15 protein-coding genes are annotated in these 22,629 nt (G+C 75.3%); 1 reads left to right on the forward strand and 14 read right to left on the reverse strand.

Annotated features, from left to right (window positions below):
- Positions 1-27: 27 nt before the first annotated feature.
- From addA to BMW67_RS14575, 13 genes are all read right to left on the reverse strand, one after another.
- Positions 28-3,630 carry a double-strand break repair helicase AddA gene (addA, locus tag BMW67_RS15790; protein WP_083581613.1) on the reverse strand — a complete coding sequence of 1,201 codons (3,603 nt, stop codon included), beginning with the start codon at positions 3,628-3,630 and terminating at the stop codon, positions 28-30.
- Entirely contained in the window at positions 3,627-6,779 is a 3,153-nt protein-coding gene (addB, locus tag BMW67_RS14520; RefSeq protein ID WP_083581611.1) for a double-strand break repair protein AddB, read from the reverse strand. The genes addA and addB overlap by 4 nt, the downstream gene beginning before the upstream one ends.
- On the reverse strand, positions 6,776-7,504 hold the full coding sequence (locus BMW67_RS14525; protein WP_072748396.1) for a nucleotidyltransferase family protein: 729 nt from the start codon (positions 7,502-7,504) through the stop codon (positions 6,776-6,778). Before BMW67_RS14525 ends, addB begins: the two co-directional genes overlap by 4 nt.
- Positions 7,501-8,565, reverse strand: a complete 1,065-nt coding sequence (locus BMW67_RS14530) for an aminoglycoside phosphotransferase family protein (RefSeq protein WP_245728547.1) — start codon at positions 8,563-8,565, stop codon at positions 7,501-7,503. Before BMW67_RS14530 ends, BMW67_RS14525 begins: the two co-directional genes overlap by 4 nt.
- Positions 8,562-9,065: a tRNA (adenosine(37)-N6)-threonylcarbamoyltransferase complex ATPase subunit type 1 TsaE gene (gene tsaE, locus BMW67_RS14535; RefSeq protein ID WP_072748395.1), complete on the reverse strand. Its 504-nt coding sequence runs from the start codon at positions 9,063-9,065 to the stop codon at positions 8,562-8,564. The genes BMW67_RS14530 and tsaE overlap by 4 nt, the downstream gene beginning before the upstream one ends.
- Before the next feature lie 78 nt (positions 9,066-9,143).
- On the reverse strand, positions 9,144-10,748 hold the full coding sequence (locus BMW67_RS14540; RefSeq protein ID WP_072748394.1) for an AMP-binding protein: 1,605 nt from the start codon (positions 10,746-10,748) through the stop codon (positions 9,144-9,146).
- A 96-nt stretch (positions 10,749-10,844) separates the two neighbouring features.
- Entirely contained in the window at positions 10,845-13,055 is a 2,211-nt protein-coding gene (locus BMW67_RS14545) for a hybrid sensor histidine kinase/response regulator (RefSeq protein ID WP_083581609.1), read from the reverse strand.
- Complete coding sequence (locus BMW67_RS14550) at positions 13,052-14,311, reverse strand: FIST N-terminal domain-containing protein (protein WP_072748393.1); 1,260 nt, start codon at positions 14,309-14,311, stop codon at positions 13,052-13,054. The genes BMW67_RS14545 and BMW67_RS14550 overlap by 4 nt, the downstream gene beginning before the upstream one ends.
- 77 nt (positions 14,312-14,388) lie before the next feature.
- Positions 14,389-15,111, reverse strand: a complete 723-nt coding sequence (locus BMW67_RS14555; RefSeq protein WP_083581607.1) for a LuxR C-terminal-related transcriptional regulator — start codon at positions 15,109-15,111, stop codon at positions 14,389-14,391.
- A gap of 171 nt (positions 15,112-15,282) precedes the next feature.
- Positions 15,283-17,043 carry a PQQ-dependent methanol/ethanol family dehydrogenase gene (locus tag BMW67_RS14560; protein ID WP_072748392.1) on the reverse strand — a complete coding sequence of 587 codons (1,761 nt, stop codon included), beginning with the start codon at positions 17,041-17,043 and terminating at the stop codon, positions 15,283-15,285.
- Between the two features lie 158 nt (positions 17,044-17,201).
- Positions 17,202-17,708 (reverse strand): rhodanese-like domain-containing protein, encoded by a 507-nt coding sequence (locus tag BMW67_RS14565; protein WP_083581617.1) that lies wholly within the window; start codon positions 17,706-17,708, stop codon positions 17,202-17,204.
- A gap of 418 nt (positions 17,709-18,126) precedes the next feature.
- Positions 18,127-19,179 carry a sulfotransferase family protein gene (locus BMW67_RS14570; protein WP_072748391.1) on the reverse strand — a complete coding sequence of 351 codons (1,053 nt, stop codon included), beginning with the start codon at positions 19,177-19,179 and terminating at the stop codon, positions 18,127-18,129.
- Positions 19,154-20,260, reverse strand: coding sequence for a glycosyltransferase family 4 protein (locus BMW67_RS14575; protein ID WP_072748390.1), 1,107 nt, complete (start codon positions 20,258-20,260; stop codon positions 19,154-19,156). Before BMW67_RS14575 ends, BMW67_RS14570 begins: the two co-directional genes overlap by 26 nt.
- Before the next feature lie 100 nt (positions 20,261-20,360).
- On the opposite strand from BMW67_RS14575, the gene BMW67_RS14580 reads away from it, so the two are divergent.
- Entirely contained in the window at positions 20,361-21,341 is a 981-nt protein-coding gene (locus BMW67_RS14580) for a glycosyltransferase family 2 protein (protein ID WP_072748389.1), read from the forward strand.
- Here BMW67_RS14580 and BMW67_RS16195 read toward each other — a convergent pair.
- The coding region (locus BMW67_RS16195) for a sialate O-acetylesterase (RefSeq protein ID WP_143053721.1) at positions 21,277-22,629 on the reverse strand (1,353 nt) is incomplete at its 5' end. The two genes, BMW67_RS14580 and BMW67_RS16195, sit on opposite strands and share 65 nt — an antisense overlap.

Genomic DNA, 22,629 nt, shown 5'->3' on the forward strand with positions numbered 1-22,629 from the left:
CAAAACTAGGGGCGCGCCGGCAAGGGGTCAAGCGGCCCCGCCGCCGCGCCCCGCCTGCCCCCCCGCGCCCCCCGCGCCCCCCGCGCCCTCGGCCGCCAGGCGCGCAGCCAGCGCCGCCTCGAGCGCGGCGGGGTCGAGCGCGTCGAAGCGCCGCGCCTGCGTCCAGAACAGCGCCGCGCGCACCGTCGCGCCCGGATGCAGCCGCGCCAGCGCCACGCGATAAAGCGCCATCTGCTCGAGATAGGCGGCCGGCGTCGGGGCGCCGTCGGCCGGCGGCGCGCCGGACTTGAAGTCCACAAGGTCGATCGCCTCGTCGCCCACGCGCACAAGGTCCATGCGCCCCGCCACCCGCAGCCCCGGCGCGGCCAGCGCCGAGAAGCCCGCCTCGAACAGCGCCGCGCCGTCCTCGAGCAGCGCCGCGATGCGCGGATGCGCCAGCGCGTCCAGCGCCTGCGCGCAGGCCTCGGCGCGCAGCGCGGGCGCAAGGCCCTGCCCCGCCTCGGCCGCCAGCGCCTCGGCGGCGGGGGCGCGGCGTTCGGGGGCAAGGGGGGCGAGGCGCTCGATCAGCAGATGCACCAGGTCGCCCATGCGCTGCGCGGTTTCGCGGTCGCGCGCGCCGGGGGCGGCGCCCTCGGCGCGCGCCTCGGCGGCCCCTTCGGCGGCGCTGGGGCTCAGGCGCCGCGGCGCCGGGGGGGCGGGCGGAACCGACCCGGCGGGCGCGGGCTCGGACGCCTCGGGCGCCTCGGGCGCCGCGGCCGCCCGCCCCGCGCCGGCGCCGCGCGCCTCGACCCCCATCGCCGCCGCGGGCGGGGTCCAGCCCCAGGCAAGGCGCATCATCGGCTCGGGCGGGGCGGCCTCCGGCGCGGCGCGGGTCTCGACGCCGGGGCGCCCCGCGCACGCGGCCATGGCGCGCTCGAGCCCGTCGCGGATCATGCCCCACCAGCTTGCGGACAGCTTTTCCTCGACCTTGTCCTCCTGGCCGCGCAAGGCGCCCGCGCCGCAGATCAGCAGCCGCGATTCGGCGCGCGTCAGCGCGACGTAGAGCAGGCGGCGGGCCTCGTCCTCCTCGCGCCGATCGAGCTCGGCCAGCGTCTCGGCCAGCCGCTCGGGCGCATCGCGCGCCGAAACCGCCGGCAGCGCGATCTTCTCGCCCTCGATGCGCGCCTCGATCACCGCGCGCCGCCCGCCCTTTCGGGTGCGCGGCGCGGTGTCGGGCAGCACCACGAACGGCGCCTCGAGCCCCTTGGCGCCATGCACCGTCATCACCCGCAGCTCGTCGGCCTCGGCGCCCATCTCGCGCTTGATCTCGGTCTCGTCGCCCTCGAGCCAGGCCAGGAAGCCCGTCAGCGTCGGCGTCTCGCGCCGCTCATGCTCGAGCGCGGCGGCCAGCAGCTCGTCGATCGCGTCCTCGCATTCGGGCCCCAGCCGCGCCAGCAGCCGGCGGCGGCCCTCATGGCGCGTGAGCGCGCGCTCGAGCAGCTCGTAGGGGCGTTCGAAATCGGCGTGCCGGCGCATGTCGCGCACCAGCGCAAGCGCGTCGGCAAAGCGCTCGCCCGCGCGCTCGAGCGCCTCGAACAGCGTTCCCCGGCGGCCATGGGCCAGCGCGAACAGCGCCTCTTCGCTCAGCCCGCACAGCGGCGAGCGCAGCGCCTCGGCCAGCGACAGGTCGTCCTCGGCGTCGGCCGCCGCGCGCAGAAGCGACAGCAGGTCGCGCACCGCCAGCTCGTCGGTCAGGCGCATGCGGTCGGCGCCGGCCACGTCCACGCCCTGCGCCTTGAGCCGGCGGATGAGCGTGCGCGCCAGGATGTCGCGCCGGCGCACCAGCACCAGCACGTCGCCCGCGCGCATCGGCCGCCAGCCGCCCTTGCCGTCGGGCAGCGGCGCGCCCTCATGGATCAGCTCGGCGATATGGCGCGCCAGCCGGTCGGCCAGCGCAAGGCGCGGATTGGCCGGGGCCGGAGCGTCGACCGGCATCGACCAGGGCGGCGGGTCGGACTCGGGGTCGGGTTCGAGAAAGGGCCACAGCTCGACCAGCCCCGGCGCGTCGGCCTTGAAGGGCACATGGCGCGGCTCGGCGCCGTCGCCGCTCAGCCCGCGCGCGGCCTCGCCGCGGAAGACCTCGTCCACCAGCGTCAGCACCGCCGGCGCCGAGCGGAACGAGTGCGCCAGCTCGCCGCAATGCAGCGGCTCGGGCGCGTCGCGCAGCCTTTCGGCGAACAGCGCGCGCATGCGCGCGAAGGCGGCCGGGTCGGCCCCCTGGAACGAGTAGATCGACTGCTTCTCGTCCCCGACCACGAACAGCGTGCGCGCGACCTCGCGCGCGCCCTTGCCGGCGAAGAACTCGTCGGCCAGCGCCCGCACCACCGCCCATTGCGCGGGGGCGGTGTCCTGCGCCTCGTCGATCAGCAGGTGGTCGATCCCGCCGTCCAGCTTCCACAGCGCCCAGGCGGCCGCCTCGGAGTCGGACAGAAGCGCGCGCGCGCGCTCGACCAGATCGGCGAAATCCAGCGCGCCCGCGGCGGCCTTCTCGCGCGCGACGGCGTCCAGAAAGACGCGCGCGAAGCGGTGCAGCGCCTGCGCGCGCGCGAACAGGTTCAGCGCGCGCCGCCGATCGGCCAGCGCCGCCGCCTCGGCGCTCAGCGTCTCGAACGCCTCGCGCGCCTCGGGCGTCCTTTCGAGCAGCTTCTTGCCCAGCAGCCATTCGGGATCGTAGGGGGCGCCGTCCTTCTTGAGCGTCGCGGCCTCGAAGGCCGCGAGCGCGTCCAAAGGGTCGTCGTGAACTTCGGCCAGGAAGGCGCGCGCGCGCGCCGCCCAATCCTTCGCGCGCTTGCCGCCCTCATCGACAAGATCGGCCAGCCGGGCGAGGCGCGCGCGCGGGATCGCGCGCGCCGCCTGCGCCAGCGCCGCTTCGGGGGCGAGGCCGGGGTCGATCCCGAGCAGCCGCGCAAGCCGGCCCATGGCGTCCTCGGGAAAGGCGTCGCGCGCGGCCAGGATCTGCGCCAGCAGCTCGGCCAAGGCGTCCTCGGCCATGCCCGCCGCGACCGCGTCGAAGACCTGGTCCTCGCCCGCCTCGGCGGCGGCCGCCATGCGGTCGCGGATGGCCTCGTTCAAGGCGGCGGCCTGGCGCTCGTCCAGCACCTCGAAACGCGGCGACACCCCCGCCTCGAGCGGAAAGCGCCGCAAGAGCGCGTCGCAAAAGGCGTGGATGGTCTGGATCTTGAGCCCCCCGGGCGTCTCGAGCGCCTTGGCGAAGAGCCGCCGCGCCCTGGCCAGTTCGGCGGCGCCGAGGCGGGGCGCATCCTCGGACAGGCGCGCCAGCGCCGCGGCCAGCTCGGCGTCGTCCATCATCGCCCAGCCGCCCAGGGTGCGGAAAAGGCGGTTCTGCATCTCGGCCGCGGCGGCCTTGGTGTAGGTCAGGCACAGGATGCGCTGCGGCTCGGCCCCCTCGAGCAGCAGCCGCGCCACGCGCTCGGTCAGCACGCGCGTCTTGCCCGAGCCCGCATTGGCCGAGATCCAGGCCGAGCGGTCGGGCCGCGCGGCGCGGATCTGCGCCAGCGTGGCGGCGTCGTGGCGCGGCGCGCCCTCGGCGCGGGCGGGGCCCGCGGATGCGGCGTCGTGGGGGGCGGTCATGGGCCGTCTCCGGCATCGTCGGCGTCCACATCGCCCCACTCGCCAAGCCTGGCGAGGTGGTCGTAATCGCCCGCATGCTTGATGCTGCGCGGGCGCAGGCGGGGGCGATAGGGGGTCGCGGGGTCGTCATAGGCGGCGATCAGCTCGCGCAGGCCGCGCCAGGCGTCGTCGATCTGGTCCGGCGGCGCCTCGCGCCGCTCGAGCTTCTCGGACAGGCGCACATAGAGCAGCTCGTGCGCCTCGGCGGCGGGCACGTCCTCGAACCCGCCCGCGCGGGCGATGGCGCCCAGCAGCAGAAGCTGCTTGGCGAAAACCGTGATCTCGTTCTTTCCAGGCAGGGCCCCGGTCTTGTAATCGAGGATCGACAGCGCGCCATCGGGGCCGCGGTCGATGCGGTCGGCGCGCCCGAACAGCTCGAAGCGGCCGGCGGGGGCGTCGAAGGCGGCGCGCCCCCAGCCCTCGGCCCGGGCCAGGCGCAGGCCGCGCGCGCGCCGCTCGCGCTCGAAGCGGGCGAGGGCCGGCGCGGCGCGCTCGAGCCGCTTGAGCCACAGCCGCCGCACCCCGGCCGAGGGCTGTTCGGCGACCTCCTCGCGGGCGATGCGGATCAGCGCCTCGGCCAGGGCGGCCTCGGTCCAGCCGGCGTCGGGCCGGCCCGAGTCGGACAGGTCGGCGTCGGCGCCCGTCTCGAGGGCGAAGCGTTCCATGACCCGGTGCAGCGTCTGCCCCATGTCGCGCGCATCGGGCGCGCGGCCCAGCGGCTCGAGCGGCTCGAGCCCGAGGATCTTGCGCGCATAGATGGCGTAGGGATCGCGCACCAGCGTCTCGATCTGCGTCACCGACAGCCGGCGCGGGCGCGCGGCGACGGGCGGGCGCGGCGCGGGGCGCTCGGCCGGGGCGAGCGGCTCGGCGCGCGACAGCGCCTCGGCGCGCGCCAGCCAGCGCGCCCCGCGCGCGCGCATGGCCGCCAGCGCGCCCTCGTCCACGCCGCCGAGCAGGTTGGTCAGCCGCAGCAGCCAGCGCGAGGCGACGGTGGGCGCGCCGTCGGCCCGGATCGCGCGGCTGAGGATCACGCGCGGCGCGCAGGCGGCCTGAAGGAAATCATGCGCCGCCAGCCCGATCCGGGCCTCGGGCGCGGGCAGGCCCAGCTCGCGCCGCTGGGGGCGGCCGAGCCATGGCCCGGGATCGGGGCGCGCGGGCCAGACGCCGTCGTTGAGCCCGCCCAGCACCACCAGATCGGCGCTTTGCGCGCGCGCCTCGAGCGTGCCGCGGATGGCCACCCGGTCATCCGCGCGCCGCGGATCGAGCCGCACCTCGCGCGCGGCGGCCAGCGCCGAGAACAGCGCCCCATAGCCGCCGGGCGCCGCGCCTTGCGCGCCGTCATAGGCGTCGGCGGCGGCCGCGAGCGATTCGATCAGCGCGCGCGCCGCCTCGCCCGCCGCCTGATCCCACAGACCGCCCGCCGCCGCGCCGGGCGGCGCGTGGCCCGCCGCCGCCAGATCCGGCGGCGCCCCGTCGGGCGCGCCCGCGGCGGGATCCGGCGCGGCGCCTTCATCGGGCGGACCGGCGGCCAGCGCCTCGGCCGCGGCGCGGTGGGCGGCGACGGCGGCGGCCAGGCTGGCGGGCTGCGCGGACAAGGGTTCGAGCGCGCCGCGCAGCCAGGCCAGCCAGCGCAGATGCTCGGGGCCGGTCGCGCCGGCGCGGGGGCGGTCCTCGCCCGCCTCGGCGCGGGCGCGCGCGGCCTGCGCCAGGGTCTCGGCGGCCCTCGTCAGCGCGGGCCAGTCGATCTCGACCGGGCCGCCGCGCAGGAAGGCGCGCTCGAGCCAGCGGCGCATGTGCGCATGGCGCCCGCGCGCAGGGCCGCCCGCCAGCGGATGGCGCAGCAGCGCCGCCAGCGTCGCCGCGCGCATCGGCCGGCCCAGTGAACGCGCCAGAAGGTCAAGGAAGATGCCCGGCGGCGTCAGGCTCAGCGGCACGCCGGCGCTGTCGTCGGGCGCGATGCCATGGCGCGCCAGCTCGGCCGCCACGCGCCGCGCAAGCACCCGGTCGGGCGTGACCAGCGCCGCCCGCCGCCCCGCCCGCGCCGCGTCGGCCAGGGCAAGGGCGATGGCCGCGGCCTCCTGGCGCGGGCCGTCGGCCTCGATCAGATCGACGCCGGCGACGGCCTCGGCGGCCTCGGCGGCCAGGGCCGGTCGGGCGGCGAACCAGGCGTCGGTCACCGGCGCGGGGCGCAGCGCCTGCGCCAGCAGGCGCGCGCGCGGCGGGCATGGGGCGGGCGCGTCGCTCCAGGGCCGGCTTTCGCGCGGCGAGACGCCCAGCCGATCGAGGCACAGCCGCGCCAGCATGTGCTGCGGATGCTCGGGATGCTCGTCGGCGATGCGCCGCCACAGATCGTCGGGCAGCTCGGGGTCCAGCCCCGGCAGCACCGCCGCCCCCTGCGGCAGCTGCGCGACGGCGGCGATCAGTTCGGCCGTGGCCGGGGTCGAGCCGGTCGAGCCGGCGGCGATCATCGGCCAGGGGGGCGGATCCTCGCGCCAGCTGCGCGCCAGCGCGCGCGCCGCCGCCAGGCGCCGGGCCTGCGGATCGGCCGCGCCGCCCTCGGCCTCGGCCAGATGCCGGGGCCAGATGGCGGTGACGATGTGCAGGAAGCGGCGCGTCAGATCCCAGTGGCGCGCATGCTCGGCCGGGTCGAGCGCGGCCAGCGCCTCGGCCGTCAGCCCGGCGCCGTGCAGGTCGTCCAGCAGCGCGCCCAGCGTCTCGGCCAGCGCCGGCGCCGAGGCCGGGTCGCCGAATTCGGGATTGGCGCGCATGAACCCCTCGACCAGCCGCACCAGCGCCAGGCGCCGGCGCAGCGGATCGACGGCGCGCGGCACGCCAAGCCCCAGCGCCTCGTCGCCCAGCGCGTTGACGAAGGCGAAGCGCGGCATCCACAGCGCCGGCGCCTCGGCCTCGAGCGCGGCCTCGATGGCGCGGGCGGTGCGGCGGGCGTTGACGAAGATGCGCACGCGCGCGGCCGCCTGCGGCGGGTGCGGCGCAAGGCGCGCGCGCAGGCCGCGCGCGAAGGCGGCGGCGAAATCGACCCCCGGCGGCAGGTGAAACACCCGCGGCCCCTGGGCGGGGGGGAACAGCGCGGGCGCGGCGGGCGCGCTCATGCGTCCGCCTCGGCCAGCAGCGCCTCGGCCGCCGCAAGCCCCGCGGGCGTGCCGACATCGACCCAGCCGCCATGGTGAACGACGCCGAACAGGCGCCCGCGCGCCAGCAGCCGGTCCCAGATCACGTTGGTCGAGAACGCCCCCCGCGGCGCATCGGCGAAGGCGCCCGGCGCGATGATCTGCGCGCCGGTATGCACGAAGGGCGCCTCGGGGCGCGCGCCGCGCCGCGCCAGCCGCGCGGGGCCCTCGGCGTCGGCGGGCTCGATGAAGAAATCGCCGCGCCCGGCATGGGCCGCGGCGCGCGCGCGCGGGACCAGCAGCAGCAGCGCGTCCATGCGCGCCGGATCCCACGCCGCCGCCAGCCGCGCCAACGGGGCGGGGCCGCTCCAGACGGCGTCGGAGTTGAGGGTGTAGAACGGCGCCTCGCCCAGCAGCGGCAGGGCGCGCACGATGCCGCCGCCGGTCTCGAGCAGCTGGTCCGACTCGTCGGAGAAGACGATGCGCGGGCGCGTGCGCGCGGCCAGATGCGCGCGCAGCTGATCGGCCTTCCAGTGCAGGTTGACCACCGCCCGCGTCACCCCGGCCTCGAGCGCGCGGTCGAGCGCGTGGTCGATCAGCGCCCGCCCCCCCGCGCGCAGCAGCGGCTTGGGCCGGTCGGCGGTCAGCGCGCCCATGCGCGTGCCCAGCCCCGCGGCCATGATCATGGCGACGCGCGGCGCGCTCATGCCCGCGCCGCGCGCACGCGCGCCAGAACGCCGGGGGTGGGCGGGGGAACGCGCCGCTCGACGAAGGCGCGCAGCCGCTCGAGCCCCGGCTGTTCGAGATCGCGGCGCAGATGCGCATGCACCCGCGGCAGCATGGCCAGGTATTGCGGCTTGCCGTCGCGCAGCCAGAGGCGCGCGAAGATGCCCATGATCTTGATGTTGCGCTGCGCCCCGAGCCGCGCGCAGCGCGCGCGCAGCTCGTCCGCCGCCACGCCGCGCGCGCGCGCGTAGCGCGCCAGCGTGGCCGCGCGCAGCTCGGCCGAGGTGTCGCGCCGCGCATCCTCGAGCAGCGAGACCAGATCATACGCCGCCGCCCCCGCCAGCGCGTCCTGGTAGTCCAGCAGCCCGACCCGCGCCACGCCGCTGCGCCCGGGCAGCCAGATCAGGTTCTCGGCGTGGTAGTCGCGCAGCACCACCGCCTCGCGCGCGGCGCACAGCGCGCCCAGCGCCTCGGCCAGCAGCCCGCGCAGCTCGTCCTCGAGCGCCGGCGACGCCTCGGCGCCCGTCGCCGCCGGCAGCCACCAGCGCGCGATGAGCTGCGCCTCGGCCCACAGCGCCGGCTCGTCATAGGGGCGCAGCGCCCAGTCCCCGATGCGCTCGGGCGGCGGCAGGGCGTGCAGCTCGGCCAGAAGCTCGGCCGCCGCGGCGTAAAGCGCGCCCTCGCGCTCGGGATGGCGGGCGCAGATGCGCGCGAACAGGCCCTCGCCCAGATCCTCGAGCAGAAGGAAGCCGCGCGCCTCGTCCGCGGCCAGGATCTCGGGCGCCGAGAAGCCGCGCGCGCGCAGGTAGCCGGTCATGGCGAGGAAGGGCGCAAGCGGCCCGGCCGCATCGGGCGGCGCGTCCATCAGCACCGCCCGCCGGCCGCCGGCGCACACGCGCGCATAGCGCCGCGCCGAGGCGTCGCCCGCCATGGCCGCGATCGTCGCGCCGGTCCATCCGGCGGCGTCGAGAAACGCGCGCGCCTCGGCGGCCCGCAGCCCCCCCGCCGCGCCGGCGTCGCTCATGACGTCCTGCCCGCTCATGCCTTTCCTCCGCATCCCGCGCCAAGGCCGGCCAGGGCGGCCATCGCGCGCTCCCATCCGGGCCCGACGGCGGCCGCGCGCAACAGCCGCCCGCGCCCCTCGGGGCCGAAGTCGAGCCGCAGCTCGAGCCGGCGGGCGGGCGTCAGCGGGCCCAGCCGCTCGGGCCATTCGACGAAGCACAGCGCGCCCTCGAACGCGTCCTCGAGCCCAAGCTCGACGCAGCCCTCGGGGCCCGAGAGGCGGTGCAGATCGGCGTGCCAGATCTCGGCGCGGGGGGCGTCGTAGACCTGCACCAGCGCGAAGCTGGGCGAGGGGATGTCCTCGTCCTCGCGGCCGTCCTCGGCCAGAAGGGCGCGGATCGCCGCGCGCGCCAGCGCCGACTTGCCCGCCCCCAGATCGCCGAAAAGCAGCACCGCGTCGCCCGCCCCCAGCGCCCCGGCCAGCGCGGCGCCGGCGCGGTTGGTGGCGGCCTCGTCCGGCAGCAGAACCTCGATCGTCATCCGTCCTCCTCGCGCCGCGCGATCCCTTGCCGCACATTCCTAACGCGTTGTCCGCCGCGCGAAAAGCGCCGCGCGCGCTCAGCGCTTCTTGGCCGCGCGCAGGTCGATCGCGCCGGCCAGCGCCTCGGGCGACGCGCCGGGGGGAAGGATGTCGTGCTTGCGCACCTTCTGCGTGCCGGTCACGGGCAGCGCGTCCATGAACAGGACCCAGCCGGGCGCCTTGTAATAGGCCATGCGCGCCATGCACCAGTCGAACAGGCGCCGCGCCATGTCCGCATCCGCCGCGCGGCCGGGCTTGAGCACCACTGCGGCGAAGACCTCTTCGTCGCGGATCGGGTCGGGCGCGGCCAACGCCGCGGCCTGCGCCACGTCGGGATGTTCGAGCAGGCACGCCTCGACCTCGGCGGCGGCGATGTTCTCGCCCGAGCGGCGGATGATGTTCTTCTTGCGGTCGACGAAGATCAGCGTGCCGTCCGGCTCCATGCGCACCGTGTCGCCGGTGTGGAACCAGCCGCCGCGCCAGGCCTCGGCGGTGGCCTCGGGCTTGTTCAGATAGCCCGAGAAGAACCCCCGCCGCGGCGCGTCGGCCGAGTGGCGCAGCACCATCTCGCCCGGCTCGCCGGGGGGAACGTCGCGGTCGTCGTCGTCGACCACGCGCGCCTCCAGCCCCGGACGCGGGCGGCCGAAGGCGCGGGTGTCGATGCGCCGCGGCTCTTCGTTGGCGGCGATGATGCGGCACATCTCGGTCATGCCCCAGACCTCGATCAGCGGCACGCCGAAGCGCGCCTCGGCCGGGGCGTGCAGGGTGGGCTCGACCCCGGCGCCGACCATGAAGCGCAGGGCGTGGGCGCGCTCGTCCTCCGAGGGCTCGGCCGCCATCAGCGCCGGGATCACCACGCCCAGGTAATGCGCGATCGAGGCGCGGCATGCGCGGATGTCGCGCCACCAGGCGCCGCGGCTGAAGCGCGCGGGCTGGATCTGGCAGCCGCCCGACAGCATCATCGCCGTCAGCGACAGGATGCCGGCGTTGACGTGGAACAGCGGCAGCGGGTTGTAGAGGCGCTCGCCCTCGGTCATGGCCATCAGCCCGCCGCAGGTCAGATACCAGCGCCCCAGCTCGAGCTCGTATTCATGCGACAGAAGGCAGCCCTTGGGCTTGCCGGTGGTGCCCGAGGTGTAGATCACGCTGGCCTCGTCCTCGGGCGCGGGCGCGCCGGGGCGCGGGCGCGCGGGCGCGGGGGGCGGCGGCTCGTCCGGGGCGATCAGCGCGCGCCCCTCGCCCAGCGCGATCGCCTCGGCCAGCGCGGCGCGGCGGTTGGGGGCGGCGACGCACAGCTGCGGGTCGGAATCGGCCAGGATGTAGGCCACCTCGGCCGGCCGCAGATCGGGGTTGATCGGCACGCAAGAGATCCCCAGCGCCGCCAGCGCCAGCTTCCACACGAGGTGCTCGGGCCGGTTCTCGAGATCGAGCGCCGCCCGGTGTCCGCGCCCGTAGCCCGCCGCCGCCAGCCGTTCGGCCAGCGCCGCGGCGGCCTCGGCGACGGCTTCCTGCGTCAGCTCGCGCCCCTCGGGGTCCCAGGCCCGGCCCGGATCGGGCGGGGCGCAGAACAGCGGCGCGCGCGGCCAGCGCGCCGCCGCCGCCTGCGCCGCCTGCCCGATGGTCATTCCGCGCGGATCGATCATGCCGTCTTCCCTCTCTCCCTTTCGCGCGCCGCGCCGCCGGCGGGGTCGCGCCGGGGCGCGCGGCGCGGAGCCTTTCCTCGCGGCCCGCCGGCCCCCTCAGCCCGGGGCGATCAGCGCCAGAAGGGCGCGCAGCCGCCCCGGCGGCACCGGCTTGTTGAGCACATCCACCTGCGCCGCGTTCGCCCGGCGCACCAGCGCGTCCGAGCGGTCGGCCGTGATCAGCGCCGCCGGGATCGGGCCGAAGCGCGCGCGCAGGGCGCGGATCACGTCCAGCCCGTCGGCGCCCGCATCCAGGTGGTAGTCGGCCAGGATCACGTCGGGCGCCACGCCCAGCTCTTCGGCCGCGCGCAGGGCCTCGTCCAGACCAGCCGCGTCCACGGCGCTGGCGCCCCAGCTCTCGAGCAGCGAAAGCATGCCCGCGCGCACCTCGGCCTCGTTGTCGACCACCAGCGCGATCAGGTTCTCGAGCTCGTCGCGCGGCGCCTCGCCGCCTTCGGGCGCGGGCGCGGCGGCGGCGCGCGCGGGCGGGTCGGCCAGCGGCGCCGTCACCGAAAAGCGCGAGCCCGCGCCGACGCGGCTCGTCACCTCGAGCCCATGGCCCAGCGCCGCGCAGGCCCGCTCGACGATCGCAAGCCCCAGCCCCATGCCCGGCGCGTCGTCCTCGCGCCCCTGGCGCAGGCGGCGGAACTCCTGGAAGATCTCGGAGATCATCTCGGGCGGGATGCCCGGCCCCGTGTCCCACACCTCGATGCGCACCGCGCCCTTCAGCCGCCGCACCCCGACCAGCACCTTGCCCGCGCGGGTGTAGCGCACGGCGTTGGCGACCAGGTTCTGAAGGATGCGCCGCATGTAGGACGGATCGGTCGTCGCCCAGGCGCTCGAATCGACCACCCGCAGCTCGAGCCCGCGCTGCGCGGCCAGGGCGCCGAACTCTTCGCGCAGCGGCCCCATGAGGCGCGCCAGCGCAACGGGCGCGACGCTCGGCTGCGCGCCGCCCGCGTCCAGCTTCGAGATGTCCAAAAGCGCGCCCAGCAGCGCCTCGACGCTGTCGAAGGCCGACTGGATGCGCTCGGCGATGCGCCGCTGATCGGGGTTCAGATCGGTTTCGGCCAGCGAGGCGATGAACAGCTTGGCCGCGTTGAGCGGCTGCAGAAGATCGTGGCTGGCCGCGGCCAGAAAGCGCGTCTTGGACTGGTTCGCGCGCTCGGCCCGGTCATGGGCGGCCTGGAGCTCTTCGGTGCGCTCGGCCACGCGCTGCTCGAGCGTCTCGTTCATCTCGTGCAGGGCGCGGATGGCGTCGCGTTCGGCCGTCACGTCGGTGAAGCTGATGACGAAGCCGCCGTCGGGGATCTGGCGGCAGTAGACGTCCAGGATCATGCCGTTGGCGCGCACCAGCTCCAGCGACAGGGGACTGCGCGGGCCGTCCTGCATCACCCAGTCGATCAGCTGCCGCGCCTGGCCGCCCACCTCGCCGCGCGCGTTCATGTGCGCGGCGATGGCCTCGAAGCTGACGCCGCGGCGCAGCAGCGTCAGCGGCAGCTCGAGCAGCTCGCGCATGCGCGCGTTGCCGCCCGCCAGGCGCCGGTCGGCGTCGAAGATGCACACGCCCTGGATGATGTGGTCGAGCGTCGCGCGCACCAGCCGCGCCTGGTCGTCGAGCAGCTTGTTGCGCTCCTGGCGCTCGGCGCGCACCAGCTCGGTGATGTCGGTCTGCAGGATGGCGAAGCCGCCGTCGGGCGTGCGCCGCTCCGACACCTGCACCCAGCGGTCGCCGACGAAGCGCACCGTGATGTGCCCGCGCATCGAGCGGTGGGCGCGCAGCCGCCAGGCCAGCCAGTCCTCGGGCCCCTGCCCCGGCGCCAGCTGCAGGAAGCGGCTGCGCGAGATGGCGGCGACGTAGTCCTCGAAGGTCACGCCGGGGCGGATGCGCTCGCGCACGTCGGGGGTGACGGCGCCGAAGCGGCTGTTGCACATCAGAAGCCGGTCCTGCGGCGAGAACAGGGCGAACCCCTCCTCGACCGCCTCGAGCGCGTTGGCCAGCAGCGCGCGCGCCCCCTCGGCCTCGGCCTTGGCGGCCTCGAGGCGGGCGTTGGCGGCGTTCAGCTCCTCCATCGCCGCCTGCAGATCGCGCGTGCGCGCGCGCACCTTCGCCTCGAGCGCCACCGCCGTCTGGAACAGGCCATAGCCGGCGCCGGCCTCGTCGGTGTCCTGCTCGACGCGCTTCATCAGCGCGGCGACGATCTTGCGCAGCTTGGCGTTCTCGCGCTCGAGATCGTCGGCGGGGTTGAGGATCGACAGCGCGCTCATGCGCCCTCCGTCGGCGCGGGAGGGCGCGGCGCGGGGGCCAGCACGCCGTCGGCCGCCCGGCGCGGCGCGCCCGAGGCGCGCGGCGGATAGACGGCCACGCCCGTGAAGGTCTGGTTGACGTGCAGCATGTTGTGCTGCTCGCCATAGGTGTTGAAGCCCACCACCCGCCGGCGCGCCAGCACGCGCGAGACCTCGGCCGCGCGCTGGGTCTGCTCGGCCTCGAGGCGGCGCAGCAGGCAGTCATGCCCGATCACCAGGTCGGGCGCCTCGGCCCCCTCGCCCAGCTCGGCCAGCGCCGCGTCCAGATGCGCCGCCAGATCGCCCGCGCGCGCCACGGTCAGCACCAGCCCCTCGTCGATGGCCGAGTAGAACTTGAGCTCGTGCGTGTCGCCGATGCGCTGGATCGAGCGCACATGGTGCTGGCCGCCCACCCGCACGACCAGCGGGTTCGCGGCGAAGGTGAACATGGTCAGCTGGTCGGGATCGGCGCCGATCAGCCGCGCATATTCCAGCGCCGCCGGTTCGGCGTTGATCTCGTGCACCACGCGCCGGTCGGGATCGGCGCGGGTGACCACCATGCGCCGGTCGGTCGGCTGGAAGTGATCGAAGCGGAACACGCGCACAGGGCAGTCCGAGGCGATCAGCGCCACCGCCGCCGCGTCGCGCGCGAAGCGCCCGCCATGCAGCACGAAGGCGTTGCGGAATTCGAGCCCGTCGCCCGCCGAGCCGCCGATCAGCGGCACGTCGCCCAGCGCCCCGCCCAGCGACGAGACCAGCGCGTCCTCCTGCAGCGACAGCCCGTCGGCCATCATCAGCGCGAAGGCGCAGGCGCGCGGCGGGCCGGCCGCCTCGACGCGGCGGCGCAGCGCGTTGACCACCCGCGCGCCGTCCTCGAGCACGAAGCTTTCGAGCGGGGCGATCAGCTCGGCCGCCGCCGTGAACAGCCGCGCCGGAAAGGCCGCGCCCACGATGGCGCCGCTGCGGTAGCCGTCGGGGGCGATCTCGCCCGCCGTGGTGCAGCCGATGACCGGGCCGGGGCCGAAGGGCGCGCGCGCCAGCGCCGCCTCGACCGCCGCCAGGTCATGCTCGGGCGAGATCCACAGGATCGTCAGCGCCGCGGGCTCGGCCGCCAGCTCGGCCGCCAGCTCGGCCAGCGCGGCGCGCGGATCGGCCGCCGACGACGCCGCGCGGCGCACATGGCGCCCCGCGGGCGGCGCAAGCCCCTGCGGCTCGAATCGCTGCGTGACCCGCGTCACCTTTCCTCCCGATGCGCGACGGTTCTGTGTGGCTTGTCCTTGTCCCGGCGCGGGGCCGGGCGGCGCGCGCCGTCAGGTTAGTCCGGGCCGGCGTCCTGGCGCAAGATCGCGTCGAAGCGCGCCTTTTGCGCGATCAGCACCGCCTGCGTGCGGCTCTGCACCTTCAGCTTGCGCAAGATGGCCGAGATGTGCGCCTTGACCGTGGTTTCGGCGATGCCGAGGTCATAGGCGATCTGCTTGTTGAGCTTGCCCTCGCACACAAGGCCCAGAATGCGCAGCTGCTGGGGCGTCAGCTCGGCCATGCGCGCCAGCGCCTCGTCGCGCCCCGGATCGGCCGCCTCGGCGGCGCGCGCCTCGGCCGCCTCGCCGGGGGCCCAGACCTGCCCGGCCCAGATCGCGCGCATGGCGCCGACCAGCGCCTCGCGCGGGGTGTCCTTGGGGATGAAGCCCGCCGCCCCCGCGCGCAGCGCCGCCTCGACCACGCGCGCGTCCGACAGCGACGAGACCACCACCACCGTCATGCCCGGCGCCGCCGCGCGCAGGCGGATCAGGCCGTCCACCCCCTCGACGTCGGGCAGGTTCAGATCCAGCAGCGCGGTGCCCGGCGCCGGCCCCGCCGCGAGGCGCGCCAGCGCGTCGCCCAGACTGGCTGCGCAATCGACCTGCCGCGCCCCCAGCGCGCCGGTCAGCGTCATGGCCAGCGCCTCGCAGAACAGCGGATGATCGTCGATCACCAGGATCCCGTCCTCGGGACCGACGGCGGCGCGCGGCGCCGGCTGGATGCTTCGAGTCGTCGTCATGCCGTCAGGCTAGCACGCGCGCGCCCCCGGCGCCCCCAAGACGAAAGGACGACGCCGGGCGCGCCATGGCCCGCCCCCCGCCGCCCCAGGGGACGACGCCGCGCGAAAACGCCCCGCGGCCGGGCCGCGGGGCGCGTCGTTGCGGGGCCGGCCCGTACGGGGCCGCGCCCGTCAGTCGGCCGAGGCCAGCTGGCGCGGCAGCTTGAACACCCAGACCGAGCCGCCCTGGTTGAGGTAGTTGACCTTCTTGGCCACCTCGCCGCCCCAGAGCGGGACCGCGCCGCCCCAGCCCGAGGTCACGGCGACGTATTGCTCGCCGTCCATCTCCCAGGTGATGGGCTGGCCGACGATGCCCGAGCCGGTCTGGAACTTCCACAGCTCCTCGCCCGTGTCGGCGTCGAAGGCCTTGAGGTAGCCTTCGGGAGTGCCCATGAACACCAGCCCGCCGGCGGTCGTCATCACCCCGCCCCACAGCGGCGCGTTGTTCTTGTATTCCCACACCACCTTCATCGAGGTCGGGTCGATGGCCTTGAGCGAGCCGATATGGTCGTCATAGAGCGGCTTGATGGTGAAGCCCGCGCCCAGATAGGCGGCGCCCTTCTTGTAGGTGATCGGCTCGTTCCAGATGTCCATGCCCCACTCGTTCGAGGGCACGTAGAACAGGCCGGTCTTGGGCGAATGGGCCATGGGCATCCAGTTCTTGCCGCCCAGGAACGAGGGCGCGGCGAACACCACCTCGCCCTTCTTGCCGTCGGCCTCGAGCGGATTGCCCGGGCGGTTCTCCTCGTTGAAGATCGGGCGGCCGTTCTCGTCGATGCCCTTGGCCCAGGTGATGTCCTTCACGAAGGGCATGGAGCGGACGTATTTGCCGTCTTCGCGATTGAGGACGTAGAAGAAGCCGTTGCGGTCCGCGGTGGCGAAGCGCTTCTTGCCCTCGCCGTCGACGAAGGGAACGACCTCGTTCACGCCGTCATAGTCCCAACCCTCGCGCGGGGTGGTCTGGAAGTGCCACTTGATCTCGCCCGTGGCCGGGTCGAGGCCCAGACGCGAGGCGGCGTAAAGGTTGTCGCCCTCGGTCCCCTTGGGATTTCCCGCCGCGCGCAGCCAGCTGTTCCAGGGCGCGGGGTTGCCTGTGCCGAAGACGATGGTGTCGGTGTCGGCGTCGTAGGAGCCGCCCAGCCAGGTGGCGCCGCCGCCCGTCTTCCACATGTCGCCCGGCCAGGTGGCGTTGAGCGTGCCGGTCATGGTCGAGGGCTTGCCCTTGTAGGTGCCCATGTGCCCCTCGATGACCGGGCGCGTCCACACCAGCTCGCCCGTCTCGGCATCGCGCGCCTGCACCTCGCCGACGATGCCGAACTCGCCGCCCGAATTGCCGGTGATGACCAGCCCCTTCACGATCAGCGGCGCGGCGGTGTAGGAGTAGCCCTCCTTGTAATTCGCGATCGTCTTGCGCCACTTGACCTTGCCGGTCTTCAGGTCCAGCGCCACGATCTTGGCGTCGAGCGTGCCGAAATAGATGTTGTCGCCATAGATCGCCGCGCCGCGGTTGACGACGTCGCAGCAGGGCAGGATGCCCTCGGGCAGGCGCGCGTCGTATTGCCAGATCTCCTCGCCCGTCTTCACGTCGATGGCGTAAAGGCGCGAATAGGAGGCCGTGACATACATGATCCCGTCATGGACGAGCGGCTGCGCCTCCTGCCCGCGCTGCTTCTCGCCGCCGAACGAGAAGGCCCAGGCCGGGACCAGGTTCTTCACGTTCTTCTTGTTGATGATTTCCAGCGGGCTGTAGCGCTGCAGCCCGCGGCCCATGCCGTTGGTCAGAACCGAGGTGGTCACCTCGGCGTCGCGCGCCAGGTCCTCTTCCGTGACGCCCGCCTGCGCCGCGCCCGCCGCAAGCGCGAAGGCCGAGGCGGCGATCAGCAATCTCTTCATGTGGTCCTCCCGAGTCGATGGCCCGCCGCGTGGGCGGGGCCGGCGGCCTCCCGCCGCCGCCGTCAGCTTCCGTGACGATGCGTCAACGATGCACCCGCGGCGGCCGCGCCGAAATTGGCCATTGGTCTTACGCGCGGCGCGCCGGCCGGGCGGCGGCCTCAGTCCACGTTCACCGGCGGCGGCGAGACGGGTTCGAGCGGCCAGCCGCGCTCGCGCCAGCCATCGACCCCGAGGCGGAACCAGCGCACGCGCCGCCAGCCCATGCGCGCGATTCGCTGCGCGGCGTTCCAGCTCATCCAGCAATCGGCCACGCAGAAGACCACCACCGGCCGGTCGCGGTCGCCGCCGGTCAGACGCTCGAGATTCTCGCGCAGATAGCGCTCGATCTCGGGTTCGGGCGCGCCCCGGCCGGTCTCGGGCAGCCAGGTCGCGCCGGGCAGCGACAGATGCGGCTTCGACACCAGCCACATGCCGTCCAGCGCGTCGTAGCGCGCGCGCGAGGCGCCGAACACGTCGATCGCCACGGCCCCCGCCGCGATCAGGGCGCGCGCCTCATCGGCGTCGACGACGCGCGCCGGGGGCGGAATGTCGGTCGGCGTGGGCGCGTGCTGGCGCGCGATGCGGTAGCCGCTGCGCGGGTCGAACAGATCGGGATGCGCCGCCATGATGCGCGCCGAGTCGGGCGCCGAATCCAGGACCCCGTCGGGAGCCGCGTCGGGCGCAACGGCCGGGGCTGGGACGGGGGCCGGAGCCGCGACCGCCGCCTTGCCGCCCCGAGGCGCCCCGCCGAGCTGCGCCCCGCCCCCATCCGCCAGGGCCCGCCCCGGCTCGGGGCCCGCAAGCGCGCCAAGCCCCAGAACGACGCCAAGCCACGGCCGCGCCGCGGCGCGCAGCGAAGGGCGGCGAAGCCCTGCGGAAAAGGAATGACGCCTCATGCCGTCAGACTAGACGCCCGCCGCGCGCCGCGCCAGCCCGGCATGGCGCCCGCCGCCTCCGCGCCCCGAGGGCGGGGGCGCGGCCCGATCGGACCGGGCGAGCCCGGGAAGCGGGACGCCGAGCGCGCCATGCGGCGCGCCGCCCGCCTCAGCCCACCTTGCCGAAGGCCGGCCGCCCGGGCACGGGCGCGCGCGCCGCGCCGCCCGGGGCGGCGCCGACGGGATGCTCGCGATCGAGCCGCGCCTGCACCCGCGCCGCGCGGCGCGCGAAGGCGCGCTCTTGCGCGCGCGTCCACGACACGGGCCGCCCGGCCGGGTCGAAATCGGCGCTGGGCGCGCGCGGGCGCCAATCGACGCCTTCGGCGCCGCGCGAGTGGGTGGACGAGCCCATCACCGGCACCATGGCCAAGCGCGCCTCGCAATCGCGCGCGGCGCCAAGGCCCAGCCGCCGCCACACCGCCTGCGCCGCCTCGGCCGGATGCGCGACCGCATCCTCGTATCGCAGCGTCAGAACCTCGGCCGGCGCGCGGGCGGCGAAGTCGAGCGCCGCTTCGGTGGCCAGCGCCCATTCGAGGCACATGTCCTCGAAGGTGCGCCCCGGAAAGCGCGGCGGCCAGGTGCGGGCCATGCTGTCGACGGTGCGCCGCCCGTCGCGCAGCACCAGAACCACCAGCGCCTCGGGCATGATCGCCGGCAAGAGCTCGAGCCGGCGCGCATGCGGGTCCTTGAGCACGATCGCCTCGGCCGCCGGCGCCTCGGCCGCCGCGCGGGCCAGAAAGCCGGTCGCCGCATGAGCCAGGAACTCATAGGGCGCGATTCGCTCGGCATTGTCCCGGTGCCGTCGGGCGAAGCCGCGCTCGAACTGCAGCATGCGGTCCGCCTCGGGCAGGAAGGGCGCCTCGCGCACGCCGCAGGGCGAGATGGCGACGCCCGGATGCGCGGCGATCAGCGCCTCGACATAGTTCGTGCCCGAACGCGGCGTCGGCGAGGCCAGGAACACCGCCCGCGCCGGCAATTTCCGGCCGCCCGCGCACAGCGCCGCGCGCTGGCCCGGCGCGATGCGCGCGCCCAGCAGCGCCGCCTGATCGGCCGCAAGCGCCGGGGCGAAGCGCGCCGGCTCGATCGTGGTCAGCCGCGCCAGGCGGCGCAGCGCGAAGAGCGGGTTGCGCCAGTTCTCATCCGGCGATCGCGCTTGGCGCATCGGCCTTCTCCCATCCGTAAAGCGCGCGCAGCCGCGCCATGTGGCGGCCAAGCTCGTAACGTTCCTCGAACAACGCCCGCGCGGCCCGCCCCAGCGCCGCGAGGCGCGCGCGATCCGACGCCAGCCCTGCGAGCAGCCGCGCCAGCGCCGCGTCGTCGCCAACCGGAAAATGCAGCGCGCCGCGCCCCTCGGGCGCGCCCTCGGGAATCGCGCCGACGGGGGTGGTGAGCACCGGCGTGCCCGCGCGCAGCGCCTCGAGAATGGCGATGGGCAGCCCCTCATGCGACGAGGCGCAGACATACACGTCGGCCCAACGCATGAGCCGCTGCGCCTCGTCGGCGTCCACCATGCCCGCAAAGCGCACGCGCCCCCCAAGGCCCAGCCGCACGGCCAGCTCGCGGCAAGGCGCCAGGTCGGGCCCGCCGCCGGCGATCGTCGCCTCCCAGGCGACGCCCTCGGCCGACAGCCGCGCCAGCGCCTCGAGCAGCGTGCGCGCGCCCTTGCGCCGCGTCATCACCGCCAGAAACAGGATGCGCAAGGGTCGAGCGGGCGCATCGGGCGTCCTGGCCGACGCCCCGGGCGCATCCTCGAGCGCGTTGGGCAGGACGGTGACCCGCGCCGGGCGCACGCCCATCTCCTCGATCAGGAACCGCGCCCAGACGGCGCCCAGAACCACGTTCTCATCCGCCCGGCGCAGCGTCCATGACAGCGCCGCGCGCAAGGGCCGCGGCAGCGCGCGCGCGAAGGGAATCAGCTCGGCTCCGTGGTGATGCATCACCACCCGCATCCCCAGAGCGCGCGCCAGCAGCGCCAGCAGCCCCTTGCGCAGCAGGCTCGACCGCTCGGAGGCCTGAAGATGCGCCACCGCCGCCTTGCCGCCAAGCGCCAGCGCCGTCAGCCGCGCCGCCGCCCACAGCGTCCACAGCGGCCAGGTCCATGCGCGCGGGCCGCGGGGGTCCAGCACGGCGACCGGGCGGTCGGGATGATCCGCCTCGAGGCGCGCGGCGATCATGCGCGCATAGGATTGAATGCCGCCGACGCCCCCACGCCCGCCGGGGGAAATGATGCAGGCTCCGCTCATTGCGCCCTCTTCGCCGCTTGCCGCGCCTTGCGCGTCCACAATCGGAAGATTGCCCGCATTGGTTGACGAACTGTTAACCTTGAGTTCGGATTGTGCGCACATGAACGCCGAACCGCTCGTTTCCGTCATCATCCCCGTGCGCGGCCGCGCGCAGGCCCTTCGGCGCGCGCTGCGCTCGACGCTGGCCCAGACGTTGGAAGACTTCGAAGCGATCGTGGTCGACGACGCGTCGGACGAACCCCTGGCCCCGGTCTGCGCCGCGCTTGGCGACGACCGCATCCGCGTGCTGCGCCTTGACGCCAATCGCGGTCCGGCCGGGGCGCGCAATGTCGGGCTCGAGGCCGCGCGGGGCCGGATCGTCGCGTTCCTGGACAGCGACGACGAGTGGGACCCGCACAAGCTGGCGCTTCAGGCGGCGATCCTGAACGCGCCCAACGGGCCCGACGCCCATGTCTGCGCCGTGCGCCAGACGGGACCCGACGGAACCCGCATCCGCCCGAGCCGCGCCCTGCGCGAGGGCGAGCGGGTGGCGACCTTCCTTTACGTCGAGAACGAGTTCGCCCAGGCCAGCGGCATGGCCATGCGCGCCGAGGCCGCGCGCCGCGCGGGCTTCGACGAGACGTTGCGCCAATACGAGGACCACCTGTTCCTCATCCGCGCCGAGGCGCTGGGCGCGCGCATCACGATATGCCCGACGCCGCTGGCGACCCAGCATGTCGACCCGCGCCCCGACCGCCTGGGCCTGCGCGACGACGCGGCGCGCGCGCGCGCCTTCCTGCGCGCCGCCGAAGGCCTTCTGACGCGCCGCGAGCGGCTTGGCTTCGCGTTGCGTTGCCTGGGCGGCGCGCTGGCGGCCGAGGACCCCGCCGGCGCAAGACGCCTCGCCCTGCGCGCCCTTGCCGGGCTTGAGGGCGAGGCGCCCGGAGGCGGGCCGCTGGGCGGCGCCGCGCTCAAGCTGCTGATGCGCGCGGGCGCGGGCGAGCGCGCCTACGCCGGCCTTCGCGCGGCGGCGCGGATCATGCGGCGATCACCGTCGCCGACTGGGTCACCGCGCGTTCGGTCCCGTTCTTCCGGCCCGTGACGAGCAGCGTGTATTCCTGCCCCGGCGTCAGCCCCGTCACGTCGATCTGCACGTCCGTGTTGGCCGTCACCGCCATCTGCCCCGCATCGACCGGCTCGAAGGCCGCGGTCTCGACGTCCTCGGGGCGCATGAAGCCGCGCGCGCCCGCATGCAGCGCCCAGCTCAGATCGCCCGTGAAGGCCGGCCGCGCCGAGAACGACGCCGCCCCGCCCGCCGTCGAGACCAGCGCCAGGTCCGGCGCGAACTTGGCGTTCGCCCAGCGCCGCACCGTCGCCACCTCGCCCAGCTGGCCCGAAGCGTCCTCGAGCACGAAATGGCAGTCCTGCGTCACGTTCGACTGGAACACGCCCGAGCCCGACCACCACTGGACCTCCTGATCCGCCGTCACGGCCTTGCGAAAGCCCGGCGCGGCGGCCGAGGCGTCGCGGATCGCGGCGGCGTCGGGAACGGGCGCGTCGGCGTCCGTGACCAGCGCATGGATCGTGCCCGAGGCCGCCGGGGTGGCGGCGATGCGCATGTTCGTGCCCCCGTCGTCGATGAACAGCGGCGGCACATGAAACCACGGCCGCAGCCCGGCGAAGGGAAAGCCCGTCACCAGCCCGTCGCCCGGCCGCCCGTAGCTCTGGCGGAAATGGGCGAAGACCGCGTCGCCGATCGCCGCCTGCGCGGCCGCGTCGTAGTGGATGCCGTCGCCCACCGTCTGCCAGGAGGGATCGCGCGCGATCACCGCCGCGTTCGGGATCGAGGCGGCCAGCGCGTGCAGGCGCGCATTGGCGGTCTGCTTGCGCGCGTCGAGCGCGTCAAAGATCTCGACGAAGACCGCCGGCGCCTCCACCCCCAGCGCGGCGCGGATCTGGCGCACCCAGTCGGCGAAGCGCACGTCCAGGCTCTCGGCCATCGAGGCGCCGCTCGGGTGCAGCGTGGTGCTGTCCTTCTCGCCGATGACGAAGATCAGCCCCTGGATCAGCACCGTCTTCGCCGCCGCGAGCGAGGTCAGCGTCTCGCCCGAGCTCTGGCGCAGCGCGGTCAGGATCAGGTCCTGCCCCGGCCCGCCCCATCGGAAGTGATCGACCGAGCGCCCGCCCTCGGTCTGCTTGAGGATGTAGAGATTGGGCGCCGCGTCGTTGCGCCACGAGGCCGGCGCGCCGCCGCCCAGCACATGCCGCACGAGCCCGATCTCGGGCCCGAACGAGGCCGTGCCCTCGGGGATGCCGTTGGCGCCCGTGGTCCACACCTTGCCCGAGGTCCGCGGCGAGGCGTCCGTCGCCAGCCCCTGCGCCTCGAAGCG

This window comes from Oceanicella actignis (genome assembly GCF_900111545.1).
In the GTDB taxonomy this organism is placed as follows: Bacteria; Pseudomonadota; Alphaproteobacteria; order Rhodobacterales; family Rhodobacteraceae; genus Oceanicella; species Oceanicella actignis.